The following is a 19655-nucleotide window of genomic DNA, read 5'->3' on the forward strand; positions in this document are numbered from 1 at the left end:
CGCCGCCAGCCGCCGCGGCGCGCTGATCAAGGGCGGCGCGGCGCTGGAAAACCTCGGCGGCGTGCGTACCATCGCCTTTGATAAAACCGGCACGCTGACCGAAGGTAAACCGCAGCTGACCGCCGTGGTCGCGCTGGCCGGCTGGGATGAAAATATGCTGCTGGCCACCGCCGCCGCCATTGAACAGGGCTCGTCGCACCCGCTGGGCAAAGCGCTGGTCGCCGCCGCCGCCGATCGCCAGCTCAGCCTGCCGGCGGCCAGTGAACAGCGGGCACGGGCCGGCAGCGGCGTCGAGGCGCTGGTAAGCGGCCGCTTACTTTCGATCAGCGCACCGTCGAAACTGGCACTGCCGCTGGCGGAGCCGCAGCGTGATGAGGTCGCAGGGCTGGAAAATGCCGGCAATACCGTGGTGATCCTGCACGATGCTACGCAGACGCTGGGGCTGTTTGCCCTGCGCGATACGCTGCGGGCCGATGCGCGTGACGCACTGGCCGAGCTGCGGGCGCTGGATATTCAGGGCGTGATGCTGACCGGTGACAACCCGCGGGCGGCGGCGGCGATTGCCGCCGAACTCGGCATCGACTTCCGCGCCGGCCTGCTGCCGGAGGATAAAGTCGCGGCGGTGAGGGCGCTGAACCAGCAGCGGCCGGTGGCGATGGTCGGCGACGGCATTAACGACGCACCGGCGATGAAAGCCGCCACCATCGGTATCGCGATGGGCGGCGGCAGCGACGTGGCGCTGGAAACCGCCGATGCGGCGCTGACCCACAATCGCTTAAGCGGTCTGCCGGCGATGATCCGGCTGTCGCGCGCCACCCACGCCAATATTCGCCAGAACATCGCGCTGGCGCTGGGGCTGAAGGCGATCTTCCTGGTCACCACGCTGCTCGGTTTTACCGGGCTGTGGCTGGCGGTGCTGGCGGATTCGGGGGCAACGGCGTTAGTGACCGCTAATGCGCTGCGGTTGCTGAGAAAGAAATAAACGACAATCGCCTGCCCTCACCGGCAGGCTGCTTTAAGACAGCCTGCCGCCAGGCATCCACGACAGGTTCATTCTGTCGCCCGGGGCACCGGCCATCCTTAGCGTTGACCGCGGCGGGCTGATTATTTCCCCGGTACCGCTGAACGCCAGGACGTTTGCGGCAGCCATACTCCCCGTCAGGCCGTTCCCTTCTTCAGCAGATAGCGGTACGGCAGCGCGTCGGTCTGCTGTGCCAGCAGGATGTGTTCCATAAAGCGGCAGAAGCCGGGGATGTCCCGGGTGGTGGCCGGATCGTCGGCGACCACCAGCAGCGTTTCACCGGCCTGCATTGCGCGCACGGTTTTACGCACCATCATCACCGGAATCGGGCAGCGCTCTCCCTGAGTATCCAGGGTCTGGTCAGGACTGGCGAAAAGGTCGCTCATCAGTTTCTCATTCATTATGTGGCAAACTGCGCCTATTTTAGCGCTGCCGCCACCGCGTGCAAGTCCCGGCCCGACGATAACGTTTGCGCGTAAATTAACCGTTGCAATAGCAGGCTAACCCGGTAAGATGCCGCCAAATCGCTGTGGCGACGGGCTATTTATGCCGGCGAGATCCACCCGGCAGGCATTGCCTGACGCACCTGTTCCACCCACGGACAGCGTTCGCTCCGGTGGGTAACGTGCCGGCACCCCGCAGCAGAGTGAAAAATACCGTGAATTAACTGGGTTCCCTCACCCCACTGTTTATAAAAAGGCTCAATATGATTGCTTTTACCGCACGTCAGCGCACCCATGCGCTGGTCTGGCTGTCCCTGTTCCACCTGCTGGTGATCACCTCCAGTAACTACCTGGTCCAGCTGCCGATCTCGATCTTTGGTCTGCACACCACCTGGGGCGCATTCAGCTTCCCGTTTATCTTCCTGGCGACCGACCTCACCGTGCGTATCTTCGGCGCACCGCTGGCGCGGCGCATCATCCTTGCGGTCATGATCCCGGCGCTGTTTATCTCCTACGCCATCTCCAGCCTGTGGTATCAGGGCGAATGGCAAGGGGTACAGGCGTTTTCGGAGGTAAACCTGTTTGTGGCTCGCATCGCCTGCGCCAGCTTTATGGCCTATGCGCTGGGGCAGATCCTCGACGTGCAGGTGTTTAACCGACTGCGGCAGAACGCGCGCTGGTGGATTGCGCCAGCGGCGGCAATGTTCCTCGGTAATATCAGCGACACGCTGGCGTTCTTCTTTATCGCCTTCTATAAAAGTCCCGATCCGTTTATGGCCACCCACTGGGTGGAGATCGCGCTGGTGGACTACAGCTTCAAAGTGCTGATCTGCCTGGTATTCTTCCTGCCTGCCTACGGGGTGCTGCTGAACGCCACCCTGAAGCGTTTAGCAGACAAATCCGCTGGCCCGCAGATGAATTTCGGATAAGCTGAGTCGGGTCACGGCCCGTCAATCGCCGTCAGCGGGGGATACACAATGTCACCGATGGCAAGTTGCTTTTACCCGCTGAATACGTTTGACTGAGTGGCTTAATGACGATGCGACCACGTTTAAAAAGGGATCATGATGCGTAACCTACTGAAATATGCCGGTATTGCCCTGCTGGTAACCGGCCTTGCCGCCTGCGATAACAACAGCGATAAAAACCAGACAGCCGATCACAGCGCCCATGCCAGCCAGGCTGACCAGACCGTCACCCTGCTGGGCGGTAAACTGAACTTTACCCTGCCACCGGGCATGGCCGATAAAAGCGATAAGCTGAGCACCCAGGACAGCAACCGCCACGTCTGGGCCGATAATTCGGGCCAGCGCGCGATTATCGCTTTTGAAGGCACGGACAGCGACGAGTCGCTGGATGCGATGGCCAGCCGTCTGGAAGAGCAGCAGCGCAGCCGCGATCCGCAGCTGCAGGTGGTGACCAGCAAAGCGATTACCGTTGATGGCCAGACGCTGCACCAGCTGGACACGGTGATCTCCAGCAACAACCAGTCAGCCTGGTCTTCAATTGTGCTGGGCAAAATTGACGGCAAGCTGCTGACACTGCAGATCTCCCTGCCGGCCGAGAACCAGCAGCAGTCGCAGAGCGAAGCCGAAAGTATCATTAACTCCATTAAGCTGAAGTAACCACCCTCGCGTGCCACTTTCCTTAAAGGAGCGGGTAATACGCAAGTTTTGCCGTCATTCTGCGACAAAAAAAAAGCACACTGATTCTCCCCGAACAACGGGGAGAATTAATAAGGATGCTTTTAATGGAATTAATCTACAACGATATGACGCGCGCCGCGCTGGATGATGCCTATCAGCTGGCTAAAGGTCTCGATTTCCCGGCAATTCTGGCCGATTTTCTGAAACGCAGCGAGACCGCGTATCAGACCTTCCCCTGCGAGCGCAATATTCCGTACGCTGGCGGCCCGCGCAACACGCTGGACTACTTCCCCTCTTCACGTGAAAACGCCCCGACGCTGATCTTTATTCACGGCGGTTTCTGGCAAAGCACCAGTAAAGAGCATTTCGCCTTTATCACTCAGGGGCTGCTGGCGGATTTTCAGGTGATTATGGCCGAATATACGCTGGCACCAGAGGCCAGCATGTCGCAGATCCACGGCGAAATTGCGGCGATGCTCAACTTCCTGCGCGACAACGCTCAACGCTTTCATCTGCAGCCGGGCAAAATTTGCCTGTGCGGGCACTCTGCCGGCGCACATCTGACGGCCATGAACCGCAGCCACCCGCTGATTTCCCACGCCATGTGGATGAGCGGTATCGTCGATCTCACCCCGATCAGCCTCTGTTTCCTCAATGATAATCTGCAGCTGACCCCGAGTGAGATCCAGATTTTCAGCCCGGCGAACTCGATGATCAAAGGCGTGCCGATGGCCGTAACGATCGGGGCAGCGGAACGCCCTGAGATGATCCGGCAAAGCGAACGCTACGTGGAACTGCTGAAGGCGTGCGGTAATGACGTCGTCTTTACGCATCTGCCGGGTGAGAATCATTTCAGCCAGATGTATCAGTTCTCTGCCGACGGCAGGCTGACGGCGGCGCTCAAGCAGCTGATGGGTAACGCTTAACGTTACCGGCTAGCCAAAAAAACACCCCGTCAGCCGATGACTGACGGGGTGAGATCGGGTTCCGATCGCACCCGTTCACCGGCGCCGGTGAACGGGTTTGTGTCGTTTGGCCGAATTACAGGCCGGCCGTTTCGCGAATGTACTTGCGCGCTTTTACCGCATACTCAAACGGATTAGCCAGCGCCGGGTCCTGCTCCGCTTCCACCACCATCCAGCCTTTGTAGCCGAAATCATCGAGGATTTTGAATACCGGTCTGAAGTCGATCACGCCGTCGCCCGGTACGGTGAAGGTGCCTTTCTTCACGCCGTCGAGGAACGACAGCTTCTGGCTTCTGACCTGGTCGACAATCTCATCACGCACGTCTTTCAGGTGCACGTGGTTGATGCGCGGCAGGTACTTCGTCAGGATATCCAGCATCGCCTGCTGGCTGCCTTCAGAGTAGTAAGCGTGGCCGGTATCAAACAACAGATAGACGTCATCGTTGGTCAGCGCCATAAAGCGGTCGACTTCTGCGGTGGTCTGGATCGCCGTGCCCATATGGTGATGCAGGCCAACGGTCATGCCCTTCTCTGCGGCCAGTTTTGCCAGCTCGTTGTAACCTTCTGCCGTCAGTCGCCACTGCTCGTCGGTAAAGTGGGGTTTCTCCTCCAGTACCGCTTTGGTGGTGCCCTGAATGCTCAGGCTCTGCTCGGAGCAGCCGATCACCTTCGCGCCCATCGCGTGCAGGAAGTCGCGGTGGTTGATGAACTCATCGATGGTTTTGGCTTTGTCACCGTTGGCAAAGAAGGTGCTGAACCAGGCATTAACGATCTGAATGCCACGGATATCCAGCATCGGCTTCAGTACCGCCGGATCGCGCGGATATTTGCTGCCCACTTCACTGCCGATAAAACCGGCCAGCGCCATTTCACTGACGATCTGCTGGAAGGTATTTTCCGCACCCAGCTCCGGCATATCATCGTTGGTCCAGCCGATAGGGGCAATAGCCAGTTTGACGTTATCTTTGTTCATTTTAAGCCTCAGGAATCAGCGGACGACCGCAGCCGCCCGTCATCATTATCCCAGCAGCTCGCGCTCGATCAGTTCGCGCGTGGCTACTGCTTCAACATGCATTTCTTCCGGGTAACCGAACAGCGCAGCGGCAATAATCGGTTCGCCACCGACCTTAAAGGTCTGCTCAGCGAACTTCATTTCACGCAGGGTCTTAAACAGCGTCGGGAAGTCGACCTCACCTTTACCCACGGCCACGTGCTGGTGAATCGTGGCATCCACTCCTGGTGGGTTCACGATGTAGCGGCAGTGCTTGGTGTGGTTCATGGTGTCCGCGATCAGCACGTGGGACAGGTCAGCACCGGCATACTCCAGCATCGGCTGCACATCGCCCTTGCCTTTGTCATAGAAGAAGGTGTGCGGTGCGCTGTACAGGTACTTCACGTTATCACTGCGGAACGACTTCACGATATCGGCCGTTTCATTGCTGTTTTCGCAGAAATCCCACGGGTGGGACTGGATTTCGATGCGGATGCCTTCACGTTCAACGATCGGCAGCAGCTCTTCCATTGAACGGTAGAACATCTCTTCACAGATCTCCGGCTCATTCGGGTTCCCGGAAAGTTCGGTATTGATAACCTGTACGCCGGTTTCCACCGCGATTTCGATCATCCGTTTCCAGTTACGTACGGCAGCCTGACGGCGCGCTTCGTCCGGACCGGACCAGCGATACACCACGATATACGAGGAGATTTCCAGCCCGGTCTCGCGCAGCGCGTTTTTGTACTCGGTAATGATTTCGCGGCTGGCTTTAGGATGCTTATAGAACGGGTTGATCTGCGGATGCGGGGACTGCTCAATATACTTGTAGCCCCAGTCAGCCACCTGGTGAACCATTTTAGTGATGCCTAAATCTCGAATGACATCCACATCAAAGGCAATTTTCATCAGAATCTCCGGAATAAATCAGTACGCTGTTTTACGGTGATCCCCCCGCCACAGGCGGGGGAAGTGCGCACCCGGGCTTAGTTATAAAACGCCGGGCGCTGCGGCAGTTCCACCGGCTCAATCGCACCGCTTTCCTGCGCTTTCAGGCAGGCGTCGGCAGCGACAGAAGCAGCATAGCCGTCCCAGGCGGATGGCCCGGTCAGCTTGCCAGCGGTGGCATCATTGATAAAGGCTTGTAACTCAACGTCATAAGCATCGATAAAGCGATCCTTCCAGTCGGTGAGGATCGCGGTCGACAGTTTGGCGTCTTTACGCATCTGCACGGCAGACGGCTCGGGTAGCTTAGCAATCCCCTCTTCACCGACCACTTCACACTGGATGTCATAACCGTAGGCACAGTTGACGAAGATTTCGACGTCAATGCGGATGCCCTTACGGGTTTCAAACAGCACCACCTGCGGATCGCGCAGTCTGGCGTGGGTTTTCGAAGTGGAGCGTGGGAATACCACCTGCACCGATTTGTAATCGTCTTCGGTCAGCCAGCGCAGCACGTCCAGCTCGTGGATCAGCGTGTTGGTGATCGCCATATCGGTGGTGTAGTTTTCCGGCACGCTCGGGTTACGGTGCGCGCAGTGCAGCATCAGCGGCTCGCCGATCTCACCGCTGGTGATCACCTGCTTCAGCGCACGGTAGCCTGAATCGTAGGGGCGCATAAAGCCCACCTGCACCAGACGCTTACCAAACTTAATCTCGGCGTCAACCACCCGGCGGCAGCCTTCGGCAGACATCGCCAGCGGCTTTTCGCAGAACACCGGCTTGCCGGCCGCGATGGCTGACAGGGTAAATTCTTCGTGGGTGGGATCCCAGGAAGTGACCAGCAGCGCGTCAACGTTCGGCGAGTTGACCACGTCGTGGCCGTTGGCAAACACCTCTGCTTCAATGCCGATACGCGCCAGCGCCGCTTTGGCACCGTCTACGTTGATGTCTGAAACGGCCACGACCTGCGCGCCCTGGAGGACCTTACTGCAGCGACGGATGTGTTCCTGGCCGATAGCGCCGGTACCGATAACACCGAGTTTAAGCGTCATAATATTTCCTTTGATTGTAGGGGGAAGCAGGGCCGGCGGTTACACGCCGCCGGCACCCGGCTAGAGATAAAAAGGACAGCAAAATAAAACGATGAAACTATTCAGTCTTAATACTTACGTGCCTGTTCAATATGTTCATCCAGCTTACGGGCCACGGCGTCTACGCGCTCTGAGGTGGAAACCCGGGCACCGCCAACGTGCCACCAGCTGAAGTACTTATGAATCATGGTTTTTGGCAGCACTTTGATGTCAAACAGCACCGACACCGTCTGCTTCTGCGCGTCGATCAGCGCCGCCTGCAGCTCTGCCAGAGTGGTAATTTTGTAGGTTTTACAGCCGTAGCCCGCCGCAATCGCCGCGAAGTCGATCGGCACGAAACCACCGTTCAGCTTGCCGGTTTCCGCATCACGGAAGCGGAACTCGGTGGTGAAGCTGTCCATACCGTGTTCCATCTGCAGGTTGTTGATGCAGCCGTTGGTCATGTTATCCAGCAGCACCACGTTGATCTTGGCTCCTTCCTGGATGGAGGTGACCAGCTCGGAGTGCAGCATCTGGAACGAGCCGTCGCCGACAAAGGTGTAGACCTCACGGTGCGGTTCGGCCAGCTTAACGCCGAGCGAAGCGTTGACCTCGTAACCCATGCAGGAGTAGCCATACTCGACGTGATAGCTGTTGTAATCTTTGGTGCGCCACATGCGCTGCAGGTCGCCCGGCAGGCTGCCCGCCGCCGCCACGATCACCACGTCCTTTGGGAGGTGCTCGTTAAGCGTGCCCAGAACGCTGCTCTGAGTCAGGAACGAACCGGTCAGGCGGTTAAACTCGGCAAACAGCGCTTCACGGTCGATGTGGTCGGCAATTTCCGGCACAAAGTCCTGTTCGCTGTAGACCGCCGAGTAGACGCGCTGGGTCTCTTTCAGCAGCTTGCTCTGTGCCTGGCCGATCTGCTCGCCCCAGCCGCTTTTAAAGCCGGTGTCCGCAAGGCGCAGGGTCAGCGCGTTCAGCGCTTCCTGGGCATCCGCCACCACCTGCACTGCATCAAGCTTGTAGGCGTCAAAGTTGCTGACGTTGACGTTCACAAAGCTGACGTCCGGATGCTGGAAGATCCACTTGGACGCGGTGGTGAAGTCGGTGTAACGGGTGCCGATACCGATCACCAGGTCCGCCTCTTTTGCCAGCAGGTTAGCCGCCAGACAACCGGTCTCGCCCACGCCGCCGACGTTCAGCGGGTGATCGGAAACGAGGGTGCCTTTACCGGCCTGGGTTTCGGCAAACGGGATGTTATAACGCTCGGCAAACGCCTGCAGCGCCGCGCCTGCGCCGGAGTACTTCACCCCGCCGCCGCAGATGATCATCGGGCGTTTTTTACCGGCGATCAGCTTCAGCGCATCGGCCAGCTGGCCTTCGGTCGGCAGGCGGCGCTCAAGACGGTGCACGCGCTTCTGGAAGAAGTAGTCCGGGAAGTCCCAGGCTTCACCCTGCACATCCTGCGGCAGTGAAATCGTGACCGCGCCGGTTTCAGCCGGATCGGTCAGTACGCGCATGGCGCTGATACAGGCGGTCATCAGCTGTTCCGGGCGGCTGACGCGGTCCCAGTATTTGCTGACGGCGCGGAAGGCGTCGTTGGTGCTGATGCTCAGATCGTGGCTCTGCTCAATCTGCTGCAGCACCGGGTCCGGCTGGCGGGTGGCGAATACGTCGCCCGGCAGCAGTAATAAAGGAATGCGGTTAGCGGTAGCGGTAGCCGCCGCGGTGATCATGTTTGCGGCACCCGGGCCAACGGAAGAGGTACAGGCAATGATTTCACGGCGCAGCTTCTGCTTGGCGTAACCAATAGCAGCGTGGGCCATGCCCTGCTCGTTACGGCCCTGATACACCACCAGGTCGCCGCTGTCCTGCTCCAGCGCCTGGCCTAAGCCCAGCACGTTGCCGTGACCGAAGATGGCGAAAATGCCCTTCACAAACCGGGTTTCAACGCCGTCTACCGACAGATACTGGTTGTCCAGAAATCTGACCAGAGCCTGTGCCGTAGTTAATCTGATCTTGCCCATTTGCTCTTCCTGCTCTTAGCGGCGGCCACATCATCAGGTCCGCCGGGGTTCGCAGTTCTGGTCGTCCGCAGCGTTCAACGGCGACAGCTATAAGTGAAACGTGAGGGGATTATAAACAAATATTTTTTTCACTAAATAGGATTCCAGAAGAAACATTTCATTTTGCGAGTGAGATCAAATTCTGCGATGAAACGGGGTGGGAAAGGGGGGCCTGGGAGGGAAAAATGAAACGTCCGCAGCAACTCACCGCCACCAGGGAGAAAATCATTTCATTTCAGTATGTTCGCTGATTTGCCATTGCAAAGTTGAGATACCGCTCACAACTCCTGTAACAGCTGAAACGCCTGCAACCGCGCCTGTGGTGAATCCATGGGTGCAAGAGTTTTAACCACCTCACATTTTTGGGGCAATAATTTCATTTCATATTGAACTTGGAATTTTTATTCCTCATACTCCGGCTATGTCAGATTACAGTGTGAACGGGTAGCGCCCCGCTCAGCCGTAAACGCTCAACAGAATCGGCTCACCCCGACATCATCCGCATCGCGGCAGGTCTGAGGGGATATCACAGAAGGAAAAAACAGGTATGAGTACACAACAGAAGCGGCTTGATGTGATTTGTATCGGGCGCATCGCCGTCGACCTTTATGGCCAGCAGATCGGTGCGCGCCTGGAAGATGAAACCAGCTTTGCCAAATATCTCGGCGGCTCCTCCGGTAACGTCGCTTACGGCACCGCCATCCAGGGGCTGAAGTCCGGCATGCTGGCGCGCGTCGGTGACGAACATATGGGCCGCTTCCTGCGTGAAGAGCTGCAGCGCGTCGGCTGCGACACTCAGAGCCTGATCACCGATAAAGATCGTCTGACCGGCCTTGTTATTCTCGGCATTAAGGATCAGGAGACCTTCCCGCTGATCTTCTACCGTGAAAAATGTGCCGATATGGGCCTGGTGCCAGACGACATTCAGGAAGAGTACATTGCATCGGCACGCGCGCTGGCGATCACCGGCACCCACCTGTCGCACCCGGACACCCGCGCTGCGGTGCTGAAAGCGCTGGAGATTGCCCGCCGTCACGGCCTGCGCACCGCGCTGGATATCGACTACCGTCCGGTGCTGTGGGGCCTGACCTCACTGGGCGACGGCGAAACCCGTTTTGTTGAATCCGACGCCGTTACCGCTCAGCTGCAGGAAGTACTGCACTTCTTCGACCTGGTGGTCGGTACGGAAGAAGAGTTCCACATTGCCGGTGGCAGCACCGACAGCCTCACCGCGCTGAAAAACGTGCGTAAAACCACCAAAGCCACGCTGGTGTGCAAACGCGGTCCGCTGGGCTGCGTGGTGTTCGAGGGTGAGATCCCGAACAGCTGGGAAGAGACCGAGCTGCAGACCGGCGTGCGCGTGGACGTGCTTAACGTGCTCGGTGCGGGCGACGCCTTTATGTCCGGCCTGCTGCGCGGCTGGCTGAACGACGAAAGCTGGGAGCAGGCCTGCCGCTACGCCAACGCCTGCGGCGCGCTGGTGGTTTCCCGCCACGGCTGCGCCCCGGCGATGCCAACCAAAGAGGAGCTGGACGACTTCCTCAGCCGCCATGAAGCGGTGAAGCGCCCGGATCTTGATAAGCGTCTCAACCATCTGCACCGGGTCACCACCCGCAAACATGCGGCATGGGACGATCTGTGCATCTTCGCCTTCGACCACCGCAAACAGCTGGCCGATATGGCGAAAGAAGTCGGCCTCGATGATTCGCGCATTCCGGAACTGAAAACCCTGCTGCTGCAGGGCGCACAGGAAGCGGCAAAAGAGGCCGGTCTGGACAACGGCCACAGCGGCATTCTGGCGGATACCACCTACGGCCAGCCGGCGCTGAACGCTATTACCGGTAAAAACTGGTGGATTGGCCGCCCGATCGAGCTGCCAAGCTCGCGTCCGCTGCGTCTGGAGCACGGTAACATCGGCTCCCAGCTGGTTAACTGGCCGCAGGAACACGTGGTGAAATGCCTGGTGTTCTACCACCCGCAGGACAGTGCCGAACTGCGCAAAGAGCAGGACGATCTGGTGCTGGACGTCTGGAACGGCTGCAACAAGTCCGGCCATGAGCTGCTGCTGGAAGTGATCCTGCCGGAGAGCAACGCCGATAAATCTGAGCAGCACTATCTGACTATCGTTGAGCACTTCTACGGTATGGGCATCAAGCCTGACTGGTGGAAGCTGCCACCGCTGACACCGGCCAGCTGGGCGGGCATCAGCGACCTGATCGAGAACAACGATCCGCACTGCCGTGGCGTCCTGCTGCTGGGCCTGGACGCACCGGAAGCGCAGCTGAAAGCCGGTTTTGCCAACGCAGCCGATGCCAAATGGGTGAAAGGCTTCGCGGTCGGCCGCACCATCTTCGGCCAGCCGTCACGCCAGTGGCTGCACGGTGAAATTGACGACGCCGCGCTTATCGCCGCCGTGAAAAGCAACTACCTGACGCTGATTGGCTACTGGCGCGAGGCGCGTCCGCTGAAGTAATTCACACTCGTCACCTGCTGTGAACATCACAGAGACAGCCCCTGGCCTGTCTCTGTTTTTTTTATCCTGCCTACAACATCTCAAACCAGATTCATAAAATTCGCGATATATTTATCCTTAAAAAATCAACGAGAATCCGGAAATACAAAAAAAATATCGAAGAAGATAATATTAACGCAAGCCGGTTTCAGCAGACGCAAATCGACATTATAATCCCTCCCCCTGATATATTTATTTTTCCACCCGTAACAGAACCGAAAAATCAGACAGTCGCAGCCTGCTGCTGAATAATAAATTAAAAGGTCTTTTTTATGCATATCAGGCCGCGCCATAATAATGCGCCAGCAGCGGCTTTACTCTTAGCGCTGATTGTTATCACCTGCCCCGCTGAGGCGGCCATCGCGCTGCAGCAAAGTCGGGTCATTTTTAATGGCGAAAAATCTTCCGCCAGCCTGCTGGTGAATAATCAGAATCAACATGCTCCTTATCTGGCCCAGGGATGGATTGAGAATGAACAGGGAAAGAAAATCCACGGGCCACTGTTGCTGCTGCCGCCAATACAGCGCATTGAACCCGGGGCGCAAAGCCAGATAAAAATTCGGGGGCTGCCGGCCGCCAGCCTGCTGCGCCAGGATCGGGAAACGCTGTTCTGGCTCAACCTGCGCGAAATCCCACCCCGTCATTCGTCACCCAATACGCTGAATATTGCACTGCAAAACCGCATTAAGGTGTTTTACCGCCCGGCAGCGCTGAAAGCACCGCCGGGTGAACTGGCCACGCCGTGGCATACGCAGCTGGTGCTGGAGCAGCAGGGTGACCGCCTGCAGATCCGCAATCCCAGCCCCTACTATATTACGCTGGTCGAGGCGCAGAGCCGCGCACAGGGGCAGGCAGTGCCTGGCTTTACGCCGCTGATGCTGGCTCCCGCCGCCAGCGAAACCTTGCCCGGCAAAGCCGCTGACTATGGCAACACACCGGTGCTGACCTATCTGAACGACTATGGCGGCCGCCCGGAGATCGCCTTCCGCTGTGAAGCACGGCGCTGCAGTGTGATTAGCAACCGGGTACCGAAAGGCTGATGCCGTACGGTCACAGGCTGGCACCGATGCGCCGCCCGGCGCGGCATGTTCAGCACGCGCTAATGCAGATTTTACCCAGGAGCCACCATGTATTTACGGATATTACTCCCCCTGCTGGCCGCAGGGGTCAGCCTGGCCTGTGCCGCCGCTGAGCAGGGAGCCACACAGGTCGAATTCAGCGGCACGGTCATCAGCCCGCCTGTCTGTCAGTTTAATCACGGCAAGGTGATTGAGGTGGAATTCAATAATACGTTTACCACAGCGGCCAATGGCAAGGCGATAAAGAACGTGGACTACCGGCTGACGTGCAGTGGCAACGCCGGCGATAAGGCGCTGAGTATGCGGGTTTTTGGTGAAGAGGGTTTTGCTAACGACGTGCTGGCCACCAGTCTCGACGGGCTGGGGATCCGTCTTTATAAAGAGGGTAGCGCCCTCCGGCTTAATCAGTGGTTTTCACTGCCAAAACCGGCCAACAGCATGGTGCTGACCGCGGCTCCCATTTTCGCCCCCGACAGCGAAGCGAAAACCGGCAGCTTTCAGGCGTCAGCCACGCTGATGGTCGCTTTTCAGTAAATCATTACGGCAACGGAATCATCAATGATAAAGAAGGAATAACCGTGATTATTGCTCAGTCACGAAAGTTAATATCTGCTCAATATATGGCGGCCGTTATCGTAATGGCGCTATCAGCCAACGCAGCAGAAGCCGTTCCGGCCAGACCTCCCGGTATGCCGGATGGCGGGTGCTGGGCCGATCCAATGAATATTTTAAGCATTACGTTAGGCACCGCATCGTTTACGTCAAATCAGCCAGGCAGCACCGGCAGCGTGGCTTTTCATACTATTCCAGAAAACTATCCAGGCTGGTGTTACTCCGAGCACGGAGAAAATGGGGCTCATTATTTTAAATCAGAGGTATCCAGCCCCCCGTCCAACCTTTCATCAGAATATTACAGATTAAATGAGGATATTGATTACAATATAAAAATCGATCTGTACAACACGAAAAACATCTCGTCTCCCTTCACGGATATCTACGATTCTTCAGCAAAGGCAGGTCCTGGCGCGAACGGGGTCACCGCTTTAGGCAGAGCACTTGTTGGTAATGCCGGCACCGTCAACTTTCGCCTGCGCAGAACCATATTAGGCGGTGCGCTGTTCTTTCCCGGCGGCATTGAACTGGCCAACCTGTACCGCTATGTGTATAAGGGCAGCCCGGCAACCATCCCCATCTATCGCTTAGTCACTCAGCAGACCGTGATCCCCGTACCGGTCGAGTGCCGTATTAACGGCGGCCAAACCATTCTGGTTCCTTTTGGTAACATCGACAGCAGTCTGGTCAGCACGTCTGCCGCCGGCTCAGTGTATCGGGCGGAGCGTGCGTTAACCTACAAATGCAATACCACGCTCACCCAGGATATCAAAGTCAGCCTTGCTGCTGAGCCCGCGGGCTTCAGTGACGCGATTAAAACCTCTAATCCCGATATTGGCGTGGTGATGCAGTATCAGAATCTGACCGTAACGCCAAATGACGGCTTTAAAACCCGGCTGGTCAACGGCCAGGGCAGCGACAGCGTGACCTTTGCCGTGGTAGGCAGCGGTAAAACGCCCGCGACCGGGCCGTTTACCGGTTCAGCCACGCTGATTATCACCAATCTGTAGTCCGTACGAAATGCACCCGAGTGCAGCCATTTTGAAACAGATCGCCGCAGGCTGCTGCACGAACAAGGCAAAAGTTGCATTTTTGTGAACCAATTCCCATCCTGATGAAATAAAAGGCGGTTAATTCCTCAGCAAGTGAAATTTTTTGTTCATCTGGTAAAATAGCGAACAAATGAAATGTTAACCCATCAGCGAGACGTGAATGAGCAACAACCCGACGCAACTTTCCCTGTTACAGGACGACATTCGTCGCCGTTACGACACCCTCAGCAAACGCCTGAAGCAGGTAGCTCGCTACATTCTCGACAACAGCAACAGCATCGCCTTTGATACCGTCGCCTCCATCGCCCAGCAGGCCGACGTACCGCCATCAACGCTGATCCGTTTCTCGAACGCCTTTGGCTTCAGCGGCTTTAATGAAATGAAGCAGGTGTTTCGCCAGCACCTGATGGAAGAGACGGTTAACTACACCGAACGTGCCCGCCTGTTCCGCCAGACCGCCAGCGACGAAACGCCGGCCGCACCGGAAAGCCCGGCGGAGATCCTTAACGTGTTTACCATGGTGAACTCGCAGGCGCTGCAGCAGCTGGCGATGCAGGTCAATCCGGAGCAGCTGGAAAAAGCGGTAAAAATGCTCGATGAGGCGGATAATATCTACATCATCGGCCTGCGCCGCTCGTTCAGCGTTGCCTCCTACCTCACCTATGCCCTGCGCCACCTGGAGCGCCGCGCGTTCCTGATCGACGGGCTGGGCGGGATGTTTGCCGAGCAGCTGAGCATGGTCAGCCCGAAAGACGTGGTGATTGCCATCAGCTATTCGCCGTACGCCCGCGAGGCGGTAGAGCTGGTTGAGCTGGGTGCCAAGCGCGGTGCGCATCAGATCGCCATTACCGACAGCCAGGTCAGCCCGCTGGCCGCCTTCAGCGACGTCTGCTTTGTGGTACGCGAAGCGCAGGTCGACGGCTTCCGTTCGCAGGTCGCCTCGCTGTGCCTGGCACAGACGCTGGCGGTGTCGCTGGCGCTGAACAACGCGAAGTAGAAAAAAAACGGGCAGCCCGTAGAAGCCGCCCGTTTTATTAGCTCGTTTTCAACATCAACCTTGCGCCTCTGCCGGTGCGGCAGTCGTCCTGCCGCACGCCGCCCTGGCGTTACTACTCACATCACTGACAACGTACGACTTACTCTGCGCGCGGATACTCCGCGCTGTTCACCCAGGCGTGATCTTCCTCCCAGGTAAATTTCCACAGGCGCACCGGCCCGGCCATCACGTTCAGATAGTAGTTATCGTATCCGGCGATGGTCGCTACCGGATGGTAGCCGCGCGGTACGGTAACCACATCGCGGTTATAGGCCGCCATGCACTCATCCAGCGAGCGGTCGTCGGTGTAGACGCGCTGCATGGCGAAACCGCGTTCCGGGTTGAAACGATGGTAGTACGTCTCTTCCAGGTAGGTTTCGTGTTCTGAATTTTCCTGATCGTGCTTGTGGCTCGGGTAGGAGCTGGTATTCCCTTCGTCGGTGTACACTTCCACCACCAGCAGGCTGTCGGCTGGCTTATCGTCAGGCAGAATATTGTGCACCAGACGCTTGTTATTACCCTTGCCGCGCTGCTCGACGCCGACATCTTCCGGTGCGATCAGCCGGGCAGGCAGGCTGCCTTTGCCCGGTGCGCTGCACACTGCCAGCTCAAGGTCAGACTCTGCCACCACGTCAACCCGATCGTTATCCGGCACATAGACGGAATACGGCGGGGTGCGCTCAAACGGCGACATACGCTTGCCGATATTCGGGAAGTCGGCCTTCGAGGTTTTTACCGAGGCAAGGCCGGCCACCAGCACCAGGCACAGCTCCTTGCTGCCGCTGTCGAGTGACAGGGTCTGACCTTTTTTCAGCAGGTAAGCGTCGAAACCTACATAGCCCCAGCCCGCGCTCTCCGGGGTAACGTGCTGAATACGCCCCTGGGCATCGGGCTGCTTAACTTTGGACAAGCAAGACATCGTTATCTCCTTAAATCACCTGTGTCTCTGCCGCTGTACTGGCGCTGCAACGGCACTGACAAAAGCGATTAGTCGTTACGCTTCCGCCCGCGACGGCTGTCGCGGGCGGAAGGGGATCCGTCAGCCGGCTGATTAGCCCAGCGTTGGCATGCTGAACTCAGACACGGTTTTCTGACCGGTCGGCCAGCGCACGGTGGCGGTCTTCATACGGGTGTAGAAACGCACGCCGTCCGGACCGTGCACGTTCAGCGCACCAAACACCGAACGTTTCCAGCCGCCGAAGCTGTGGAAGGCCATCGGCACCGGCACAGGTACGTTAACGCCGACCATGCCCGCCTGCACTTCGCGAACGAAGTCACGGCCGGTGGCACCGTTGCTGGTGAAGATAGCGCTGCCGTTGCCGAACTCGTGGCTGTTCACCAGATCCAGCGCGGTTTTGTAGTCCGGCGCACGCACGATGCTCAGCACCGGCCCGAAGATCTCTTCACGCCAGATCACCATGTCGGTAGTGACGTTATCGAACAGGGTGCCGCCAACGTAGTAACCGTCCGGGTTGCCGTCAACCTTGATACCCCGGCCGTCAACCACCAGTTTCGCGCCTTCGGCTTCGCCTTTGTCGATGTAGCCCAGCACTTTCTTCTGGTGCGCGGCAGAGATCACCGGCCCCATCTCGTTCTCGTCTTTGCCTTTGTGGATGCCAGGACCGACGCGCAGGGCTTTCACCAGCGGCGTCAGCGCGGCGATCAGCTTGTCTGCAGTATCGTCGCCCACGGCGACAACGACCGGCAGCGCCATGCAGCGCTCACCGGCTGAGCCGAACGCGCCGCCCATAATGGCGTTAACGGTGGCATCAAGGTCGGCATCCGGCATGACGATGGCGTGGTTTTTCGCCGCGCCGAAGGCCTGTACACGCTTACCGTGGGCGCTGGCGGTGGTATAGATATGCTCGGCCACGCCGGAAGAACCGACGAAGCTCACCGCCTGCACGCGCGCATCTTTATACAGCTGCTCGGCGTTTTCGTTGGAGCTGTGGATGACGTTAAACACGCCGTCCGGCAGGCCGGCTTCGGTCAGCAGCTCGGCCATACGCACGGAGACGGACGGATCGAGGGCCGGTGGCTTCAGTACGAAGGTGTTACCGCAGGCCAGCGCAATCGGGAACATCCACAGCGGGACCATCGCCGGGAAGTTGAACGGGGTAATACCGGCCACCACGCCCAGCGGCTGCATCAGCGAGTAGCTGTCCACGCCGGTGCCGACGTCGGCAGAGTTCTCACCTTTGATCAGGTGCGGGATACCACAGGCAAACTCCACCACTTCCAGACCACGGGTCAGTTCACCCAGCGCATCTGACCACACTTTACCGTGCTCGCTGACGATCAGCGCGGCCAGCTCGTCGCGGTGCTCTTCCATCAGGGCTTTGAAGTTGAACAGAATACGGGCGCGGCGCAGTGGCGAGGTGCGGGACCAGCTATCGAAGGCGTTATGCGCGACGGCAATGGCGTTAGCCACTTCATCACTGGTGCTCTGCGTCAGTTCGCGGACCACCTTGCCGGTTGCCGGATCGTAAACCGGAATGGTTTCATTGCTGGCGCTCAGGGTGGTTTTGCCGCCAATAAAGTTTCCTACGATAGTCATGTTCTGGCCTCTTTGGTGTGATATGTCCCGGTCAGGCAGTGTGGTTCGCAACGCTACCTGGCCGGGCAATGCTTAATGGTGCGTGCTGAGACAGTATAATATTGGAATAAATTTTTCAAATAAATCACTTTAGAAAATTCGTTTTTAGCGGCACAGATCGCATTTTTTCCTCTCGCACCGCGCCGTTCTGCTTCACGCTGCCGCGCGCCACTCAAAACGCCGCCAGCGCAGACGGTCAGCGGAGCCGTGGTTTACAAAGGCCACCGCTAACCGGGCCGATTTACCCCGTTAATCCGCACACCTTTTCATCCACAGCAGGCAGGTTAATCGTGTCACCAATGAAATTTTGCGAGACGGATCTAAAAATTTAAATTTCATTATTCACTAAACATGAAATAAATGTTTTCTTATCACTCAGTTTCACCATCGACCGGCTTACGGCAGCACAACAGAGCAGGCGATGCGACCATTTCATTTTTTTATCCCCTACTGAACAGGAGCCAGAACATGGCTATCGATCCAACCCGTTTCTGCGTTAACCGTAAGATCGCCCCGGCCCTCAGCATTGAAGAATTCTTCCGGCTGGTGAACAGACTCGGCCTGCATAAAGTGGAACTGCGCAATGACATGAAGGGCGGCAGCGTCACCGACGATCTGAGCCATCAGCAGGTGCGCGCCCTGGCCGAACAGTACGGCCTGGAGATCGTGACCATTAACGCCGTCTACCCGTTTAACCAGGTAAGCGACGACCTGCTGGCACGCGCCGAAGGCCTGCTGAAAGACGCGCACGGCATCGGTGCCAAAGCGCTGGTGCTCTGCCCGCTGAACGACGGCACCCCGATCCCGGCGGAAACCACCCAGGCCGCTATCGCCCAGCTGGCCCCGCTGTTCGCTAAATACGGCATCGAAGGCCTGGTCGAGCCGTTAGGCTTCCCGGTCAGCTCGCTGCGCTCCGCACGCCTGGCTCAGCAGCTGATTAACAATGCTGGCGCGCCATTCAAGATCGTACTGGATACCTTCCACCACCACCTGTACGAAGGCGCAGAGCAGGACTTCACCGACGGCGTGGACGTCAACCAGATTGGCCTGGTGCACCTCTCCGGCGTGACCGACAGCCGCCCGACCAGCGACCTCACCGACGAAGAGCGCCTGATGCTCAGCGAAGGCGAACTGCTGAAAAGCGTCTGGCAGGTTCAGCGCCTGGAAAAACTTGGCTACAAAGGCGTCTACGCCTTCGAGCCATTCGCTTCAGAAATGGACAGCTGGACCGCCGCCGACATCGAACGCGAAATCCGCCGCAGCATCGAACTGCTGCAGGCATAAAAATTTAAGCATCAGATTTACATGTAAAAAGGCCCGTCAGTCTCGATCGGCCAGACGACGAGTAGAAGGACACCGCAGCCCAACCATCAACAGGCTAAACAACAGCCTGTTATCAGGGAGGGCAGTGGGATGAGCCCGGAGCGGGGTAACCCGCGCAGGGTCGCCCGCTGACAGGCCCGTCAGTCTCGATCGGCCAGACGATGTGTTTAAAAGCACCGTAGCCAACGCAGCAGTGCCGACGCGCAGCAAATCTGATGTGATCACCGACTTATCTGTGTCATTTGACAACGGCTCCCCTCACCGGGAGCCGCTATTTTTCCCCCACCGCCCGACG

At 57.9% G+C, this 19655-nt stretch carries 17 protein-coding genes; 10 read left to right on the plus strand and 7 right to left on the minus strand.

The window, feature by feature from the left end; all coding sequences use genetic code 11:
- On the plus strand, positions 1–982 hold a 982-nt coding region (locus NV64_RS24255; RefSeq protein ID WP_233209057.1), incomplete at its 5' end, for an HAD-IC family P-type ATPase.
- 176 nt (positions 983–1158) lie between these two features.
- On the opposite strand, the gene tusA is transcribed toward NV64_RS24255, so the two are convergent.
- Positions 1159–1407 (minus strand): sulfurtransferase TusA, encoded by a 249-nt coding sequence (gene tusA, locus NV64_RS20595; protein ID WP_056232667.1) that lies wholly within the window; start codon positions 1405–1407, stop codon positions 1159–1161.
- Positions 1408–1727: 320 nt separating this feature from the next.
- Between tusA and NV64_RS20600 the strand changes: the two genes are divergently transcribed.
- The 3 genes from NV64_RS20600 (at position 1728) to NV64_RS20610 (ending at position 4036) form a co-directional block, all read left to right on the plus strand.
- Positions 1728–2393, plus strand: coding sequence for a 7-cyano-7-deazaguanine/7-aminomethyl-7-deazaguanine transporter (locus NV64_RS20600; protein WP_056232670.1), 666 nt, complete (start codon positions 1728–1730; stop codon positions 2391–2393).
- A 138-nt stretch (positions 2394–2531) separates the two neighbouring features.
- Complete coding sequence (locus NV64_RS20605; RefSeq protein ID WP_056232671.1) at positions 2532–3089, plus strand: DcrB family lipoprotein; 558 nt, start codon at positions 2532–2534, stop codon at positions 3087–3089.
- A 125-nt stretch (positions 3090–3214) separates the two neighbouring features.
- On the plus strand, positions 3215–4036 hold the full coding sequence (locus NV64_RS20610; protein ID WP_056232673.1) for an alpha/beta hydrolase: 822 nt from the start codon (positions 3215–3217) through the stop codon (positions 4034–4036).
- A 115-nt stretch (positions 4037–4151) separates the two neighbouring features.
- Here NV64_RS20610 and iolE read toward each other — a convergent pair whose 3' ends face one another.
- The 4 genes from iolE to iolD form a co-directional block, all read right to left on the minus strand.
- Entirely contained in the window at positions 4152–5048 is an 897-nt protein-coding gene (iolE, locus tag NV64_RS20615; RefSeq protein ID WP_056232675.1) for a myo-inosose-2 dehydratase, read from the minus strand.
- 45 nt (positions 5049–5093) lie between these two features.
- Entirely contained in the window at positions 5094–5975 is an 882-nt protein-coding gene (locus NV64_RS20620) for a sugar phosphate isomerase/epimerase family protein (protein WP_056232678.1), read from the minus strand.
- 77 nt (positions 5976–6052) lie between these two features.
- Positions 6053–7063: a Gfo/Idh/MocA family protein gene (locus NV64_RS20625; RefSeq protein ID WP_101506664.1), complete on the minus strand. Its 1011-nt coding sequence runs from the start codon at positions 7061–7063 to the stop codon at positions 6053–6055.
- Between the two features lie 107 nt (positions 7064–7170).
- Complete coding sequence (iolD, locus tag NV64_RS20630) at positions 7171–9111, minus strand: 3D-(3,5/4)-trihydroxycyclohexane-1,2-dione acylhydrolase (decyclizing) (RefSeq protein ID WP_101506665.1); 1941 nt, start codon at positions 9109–9111, stop codon at positions 7171–7173.
- Between the two features lie 586 nt (positions 9112–9697).
- On the opposite strand from iolD, the gene iolC reads away from it, so the two are divergent.
- The 5 genes from iolC to NV64_RS20655 all read left to right on the plus strand — a co-directional run bounded on the left by iolC (position 9698) and on the right by NV64_RS20655 (position 15402).
- Positions 9698–11623: a 5-dehydro-2-deoxygluconokinase gene (iolC, locus tag NV64_RS20635; RefSeq protein WP_056232685.1), complete on the plus strand. Its 1926-nt coding sequence runs from the start codon at positions 9698–9700 to the stop codon at positions 11621–11623.
- Positions 11624–11934: 311 nt separating this feature from the next.
- Positions 11935–12702 carry a fimbria/pilus periplasmic chaperone gene (locus NV64_RS20640; RefSeq protein WP_101506666.1) on the plus strand — a complete coding sequence of 256 codons (768 nt, stop codon included), beginning with the start codon at positions 11935–11937 and terminating at the stop codon, positions 12700–12702.
- A gap of 87 nt (positions 12703–12789) precedes the next feature.
- On the plus strand, positions 12790–13275 hold the full coding sequence (locus tag NV64_RS20645; protein ID WP_056232688.1) for a fimbrial protein: 486 nt from the start codon (positions 12790–12792) through the stop codon (positions 13273–13275).
- Between the two features lie 44 nt (positions 13276–13319).
- Complete coding sequence (locus tag NV64_RS20650; RefSeq protein WP_146005529.1) at positions 13320–14363, plus strand: fimbrial protein; 1044 nt, start codon at positions 13320–13322, stop codon at positions 14361–14363.
- A 202-nt stretch (positions 14364–14565) separates the two neighbouring features.
- Positions 14566–15402 (plus strand): MurR/RpiR family transcriptional regulator, encoded by an 837-nt coding sequence (locus NV64_RS20655; RefSeq protein WP_056232692.1) that lies wholly within the window; start codon positions 14566–14568, stop codon positions 15400–15402.
- Positions 15403–15541: 139 nt separating this feature from the next.
- Here NV64_RS20655 and iolB read toward each other — a convergent pair whose 3' ends face one another.
- Positions 15542–16360, minus strand: coding sequence for a 5-deoxy-glucuronate isomerase (iolB, locus tag NV64_RS20660; protein ID WP_056232694.1), 819 nt, complete (start codon positions 16358–16360; stop codon positions 15542–15544).
- A 132-nt stretch (positions 16361–16492) separates the two neighbouring features.
- Positions 16493–17998: a CoA-acylating methylmalonate-semialdehyde dehydrogenase gene (locus NV64_RS20665; RefSeq protein ID WP_056232696.1), complete on the minus strand. Its 1506-nt coding sequence runs from the start codon at positions 17996–17998 to the stop codon at positions 16493–16495.
- A 507-nt stretch (positions 17999–18505) separates the two neighbouring features.
- Between NV64_RS20665 and NV64_RS20670 the strand changes: the two genes are divergently transcribed.
- Positions 18506–19321 (plus strand): TIM barrel protein, encoded by an 816-nt coding sequence (locus tag NV64_RS20670; protein WP_056232698.1) that lies wholly within the window; start codon positions 18506–18508, stop codon positions 19319–19321.
- Positions 19322–19655 lie beyond the last annotated feature (334 nt).

Origin of the sequence: Erwinia sp. B116 (assembly GCF_002865965.1) — a bacterium.
Lineage (GTDB): Bacteria > Pseudomonadota > Gammaproteobacteria > Enterobacterales > Enterobacteriaceae > Erwinia.

Coding starts and splice junctions, on each gene's coding strand:
- tusA (WP_056232667.1), bottom strand. CDS start 1,407: ATGAGCGACCTTTTCGCCAGTCCTGACCAGACCCTGGATACTCAGGGA.
- NV64_RS20600 (WP_056232670.1), top strand. CDS start 1,728: ATGATTGCTTTTACCGCACGTCAGCGCACCCATGCGCTGGTCTGGCTG.
- NV64_RS20605 (WP_056232671.1), top strand. CDS start 2,532: ATGCGTAACCTACTGAAATATGCCGGTATTGCCCTGCTGGTAACCGGC.
- NV64_RS20610 (WP_056232673.1), top strand. CDS start 3,215: ATGGAATTAATCTACAACGATATGACGCGCGCCGCGCTGGATGATGCC.
- iolE (WP_056232675.1), bottom strand. CDS start 5,048: ATGAACAAAGATAACGTCAAACTGGCTATTGCCCCTATCGGCTGGACC.
- NV64_RS20620 (WP_056232678.1), bottom strand. CDS start 5,975: ATGAAAATTGCCTTTGATGTGGATGTCATTCGAGATTTAGGCATCACT.
- NV64_RS20625 (WP_101506664.1), bottom strand. CDS start 7,063: ATGACGCTTAAACTCGGTGTTATCGGTACCGGCGCTATCGGCCAGGAA.
- iolD (WP_101506665.1), bottom strand. CDS start 9,111: ATGGGCAAGATCAGATTAACTACGGCACAGGCTCTGGTCAGATTTCTG.
- iolC (WP_056232685.1), top strand. CDS start 9,698: ATGAGTACACAACAGAAGCGGCTTGATGTGATTTGTATCGGGCGCATC.
- NV64_RS20640 (WP_101506666.1), top strand. CDS start 11,935: ATGCATATCAGGCCGCGCCATAATAATGCGCCAGCAGCGGCTTTACTC.
- NV64_RS20645 (WP_056232688.1), top strand. CDS start 12,790: ATGTATTTACGGATATTACTCCCCCTGCTGGCCGCAGGGGTCAGCCTG.
- NV64_RS20655 (WP_056232692.1), top strand. CDS start 14,566: ATGAGCAACAACCCGACGCAACTTTCCCTGTTACAGGACGACATTCGT.
- iolB (WP_056232694.1), bottom strand. CDS start 16,360: ATGTCTTGCTTGTCCAAAGTTAAGCAGCCCGATGCCCAGGGGCGTATT.
- NV64_RS20665 (WP_056232696.1), bottom strand. CDS start 17,998: ATGACTATCGTAGGAAACTTTATTGGCGGCAAAACCACCCTGAGCGCC.
- NV64_RS20670 (WP_056232698.1), top strand. CDS start 18,506: ATGGCTATCGATCCAACCCGTTTCTGCGTTAACCGTAAGATCGCCCCG.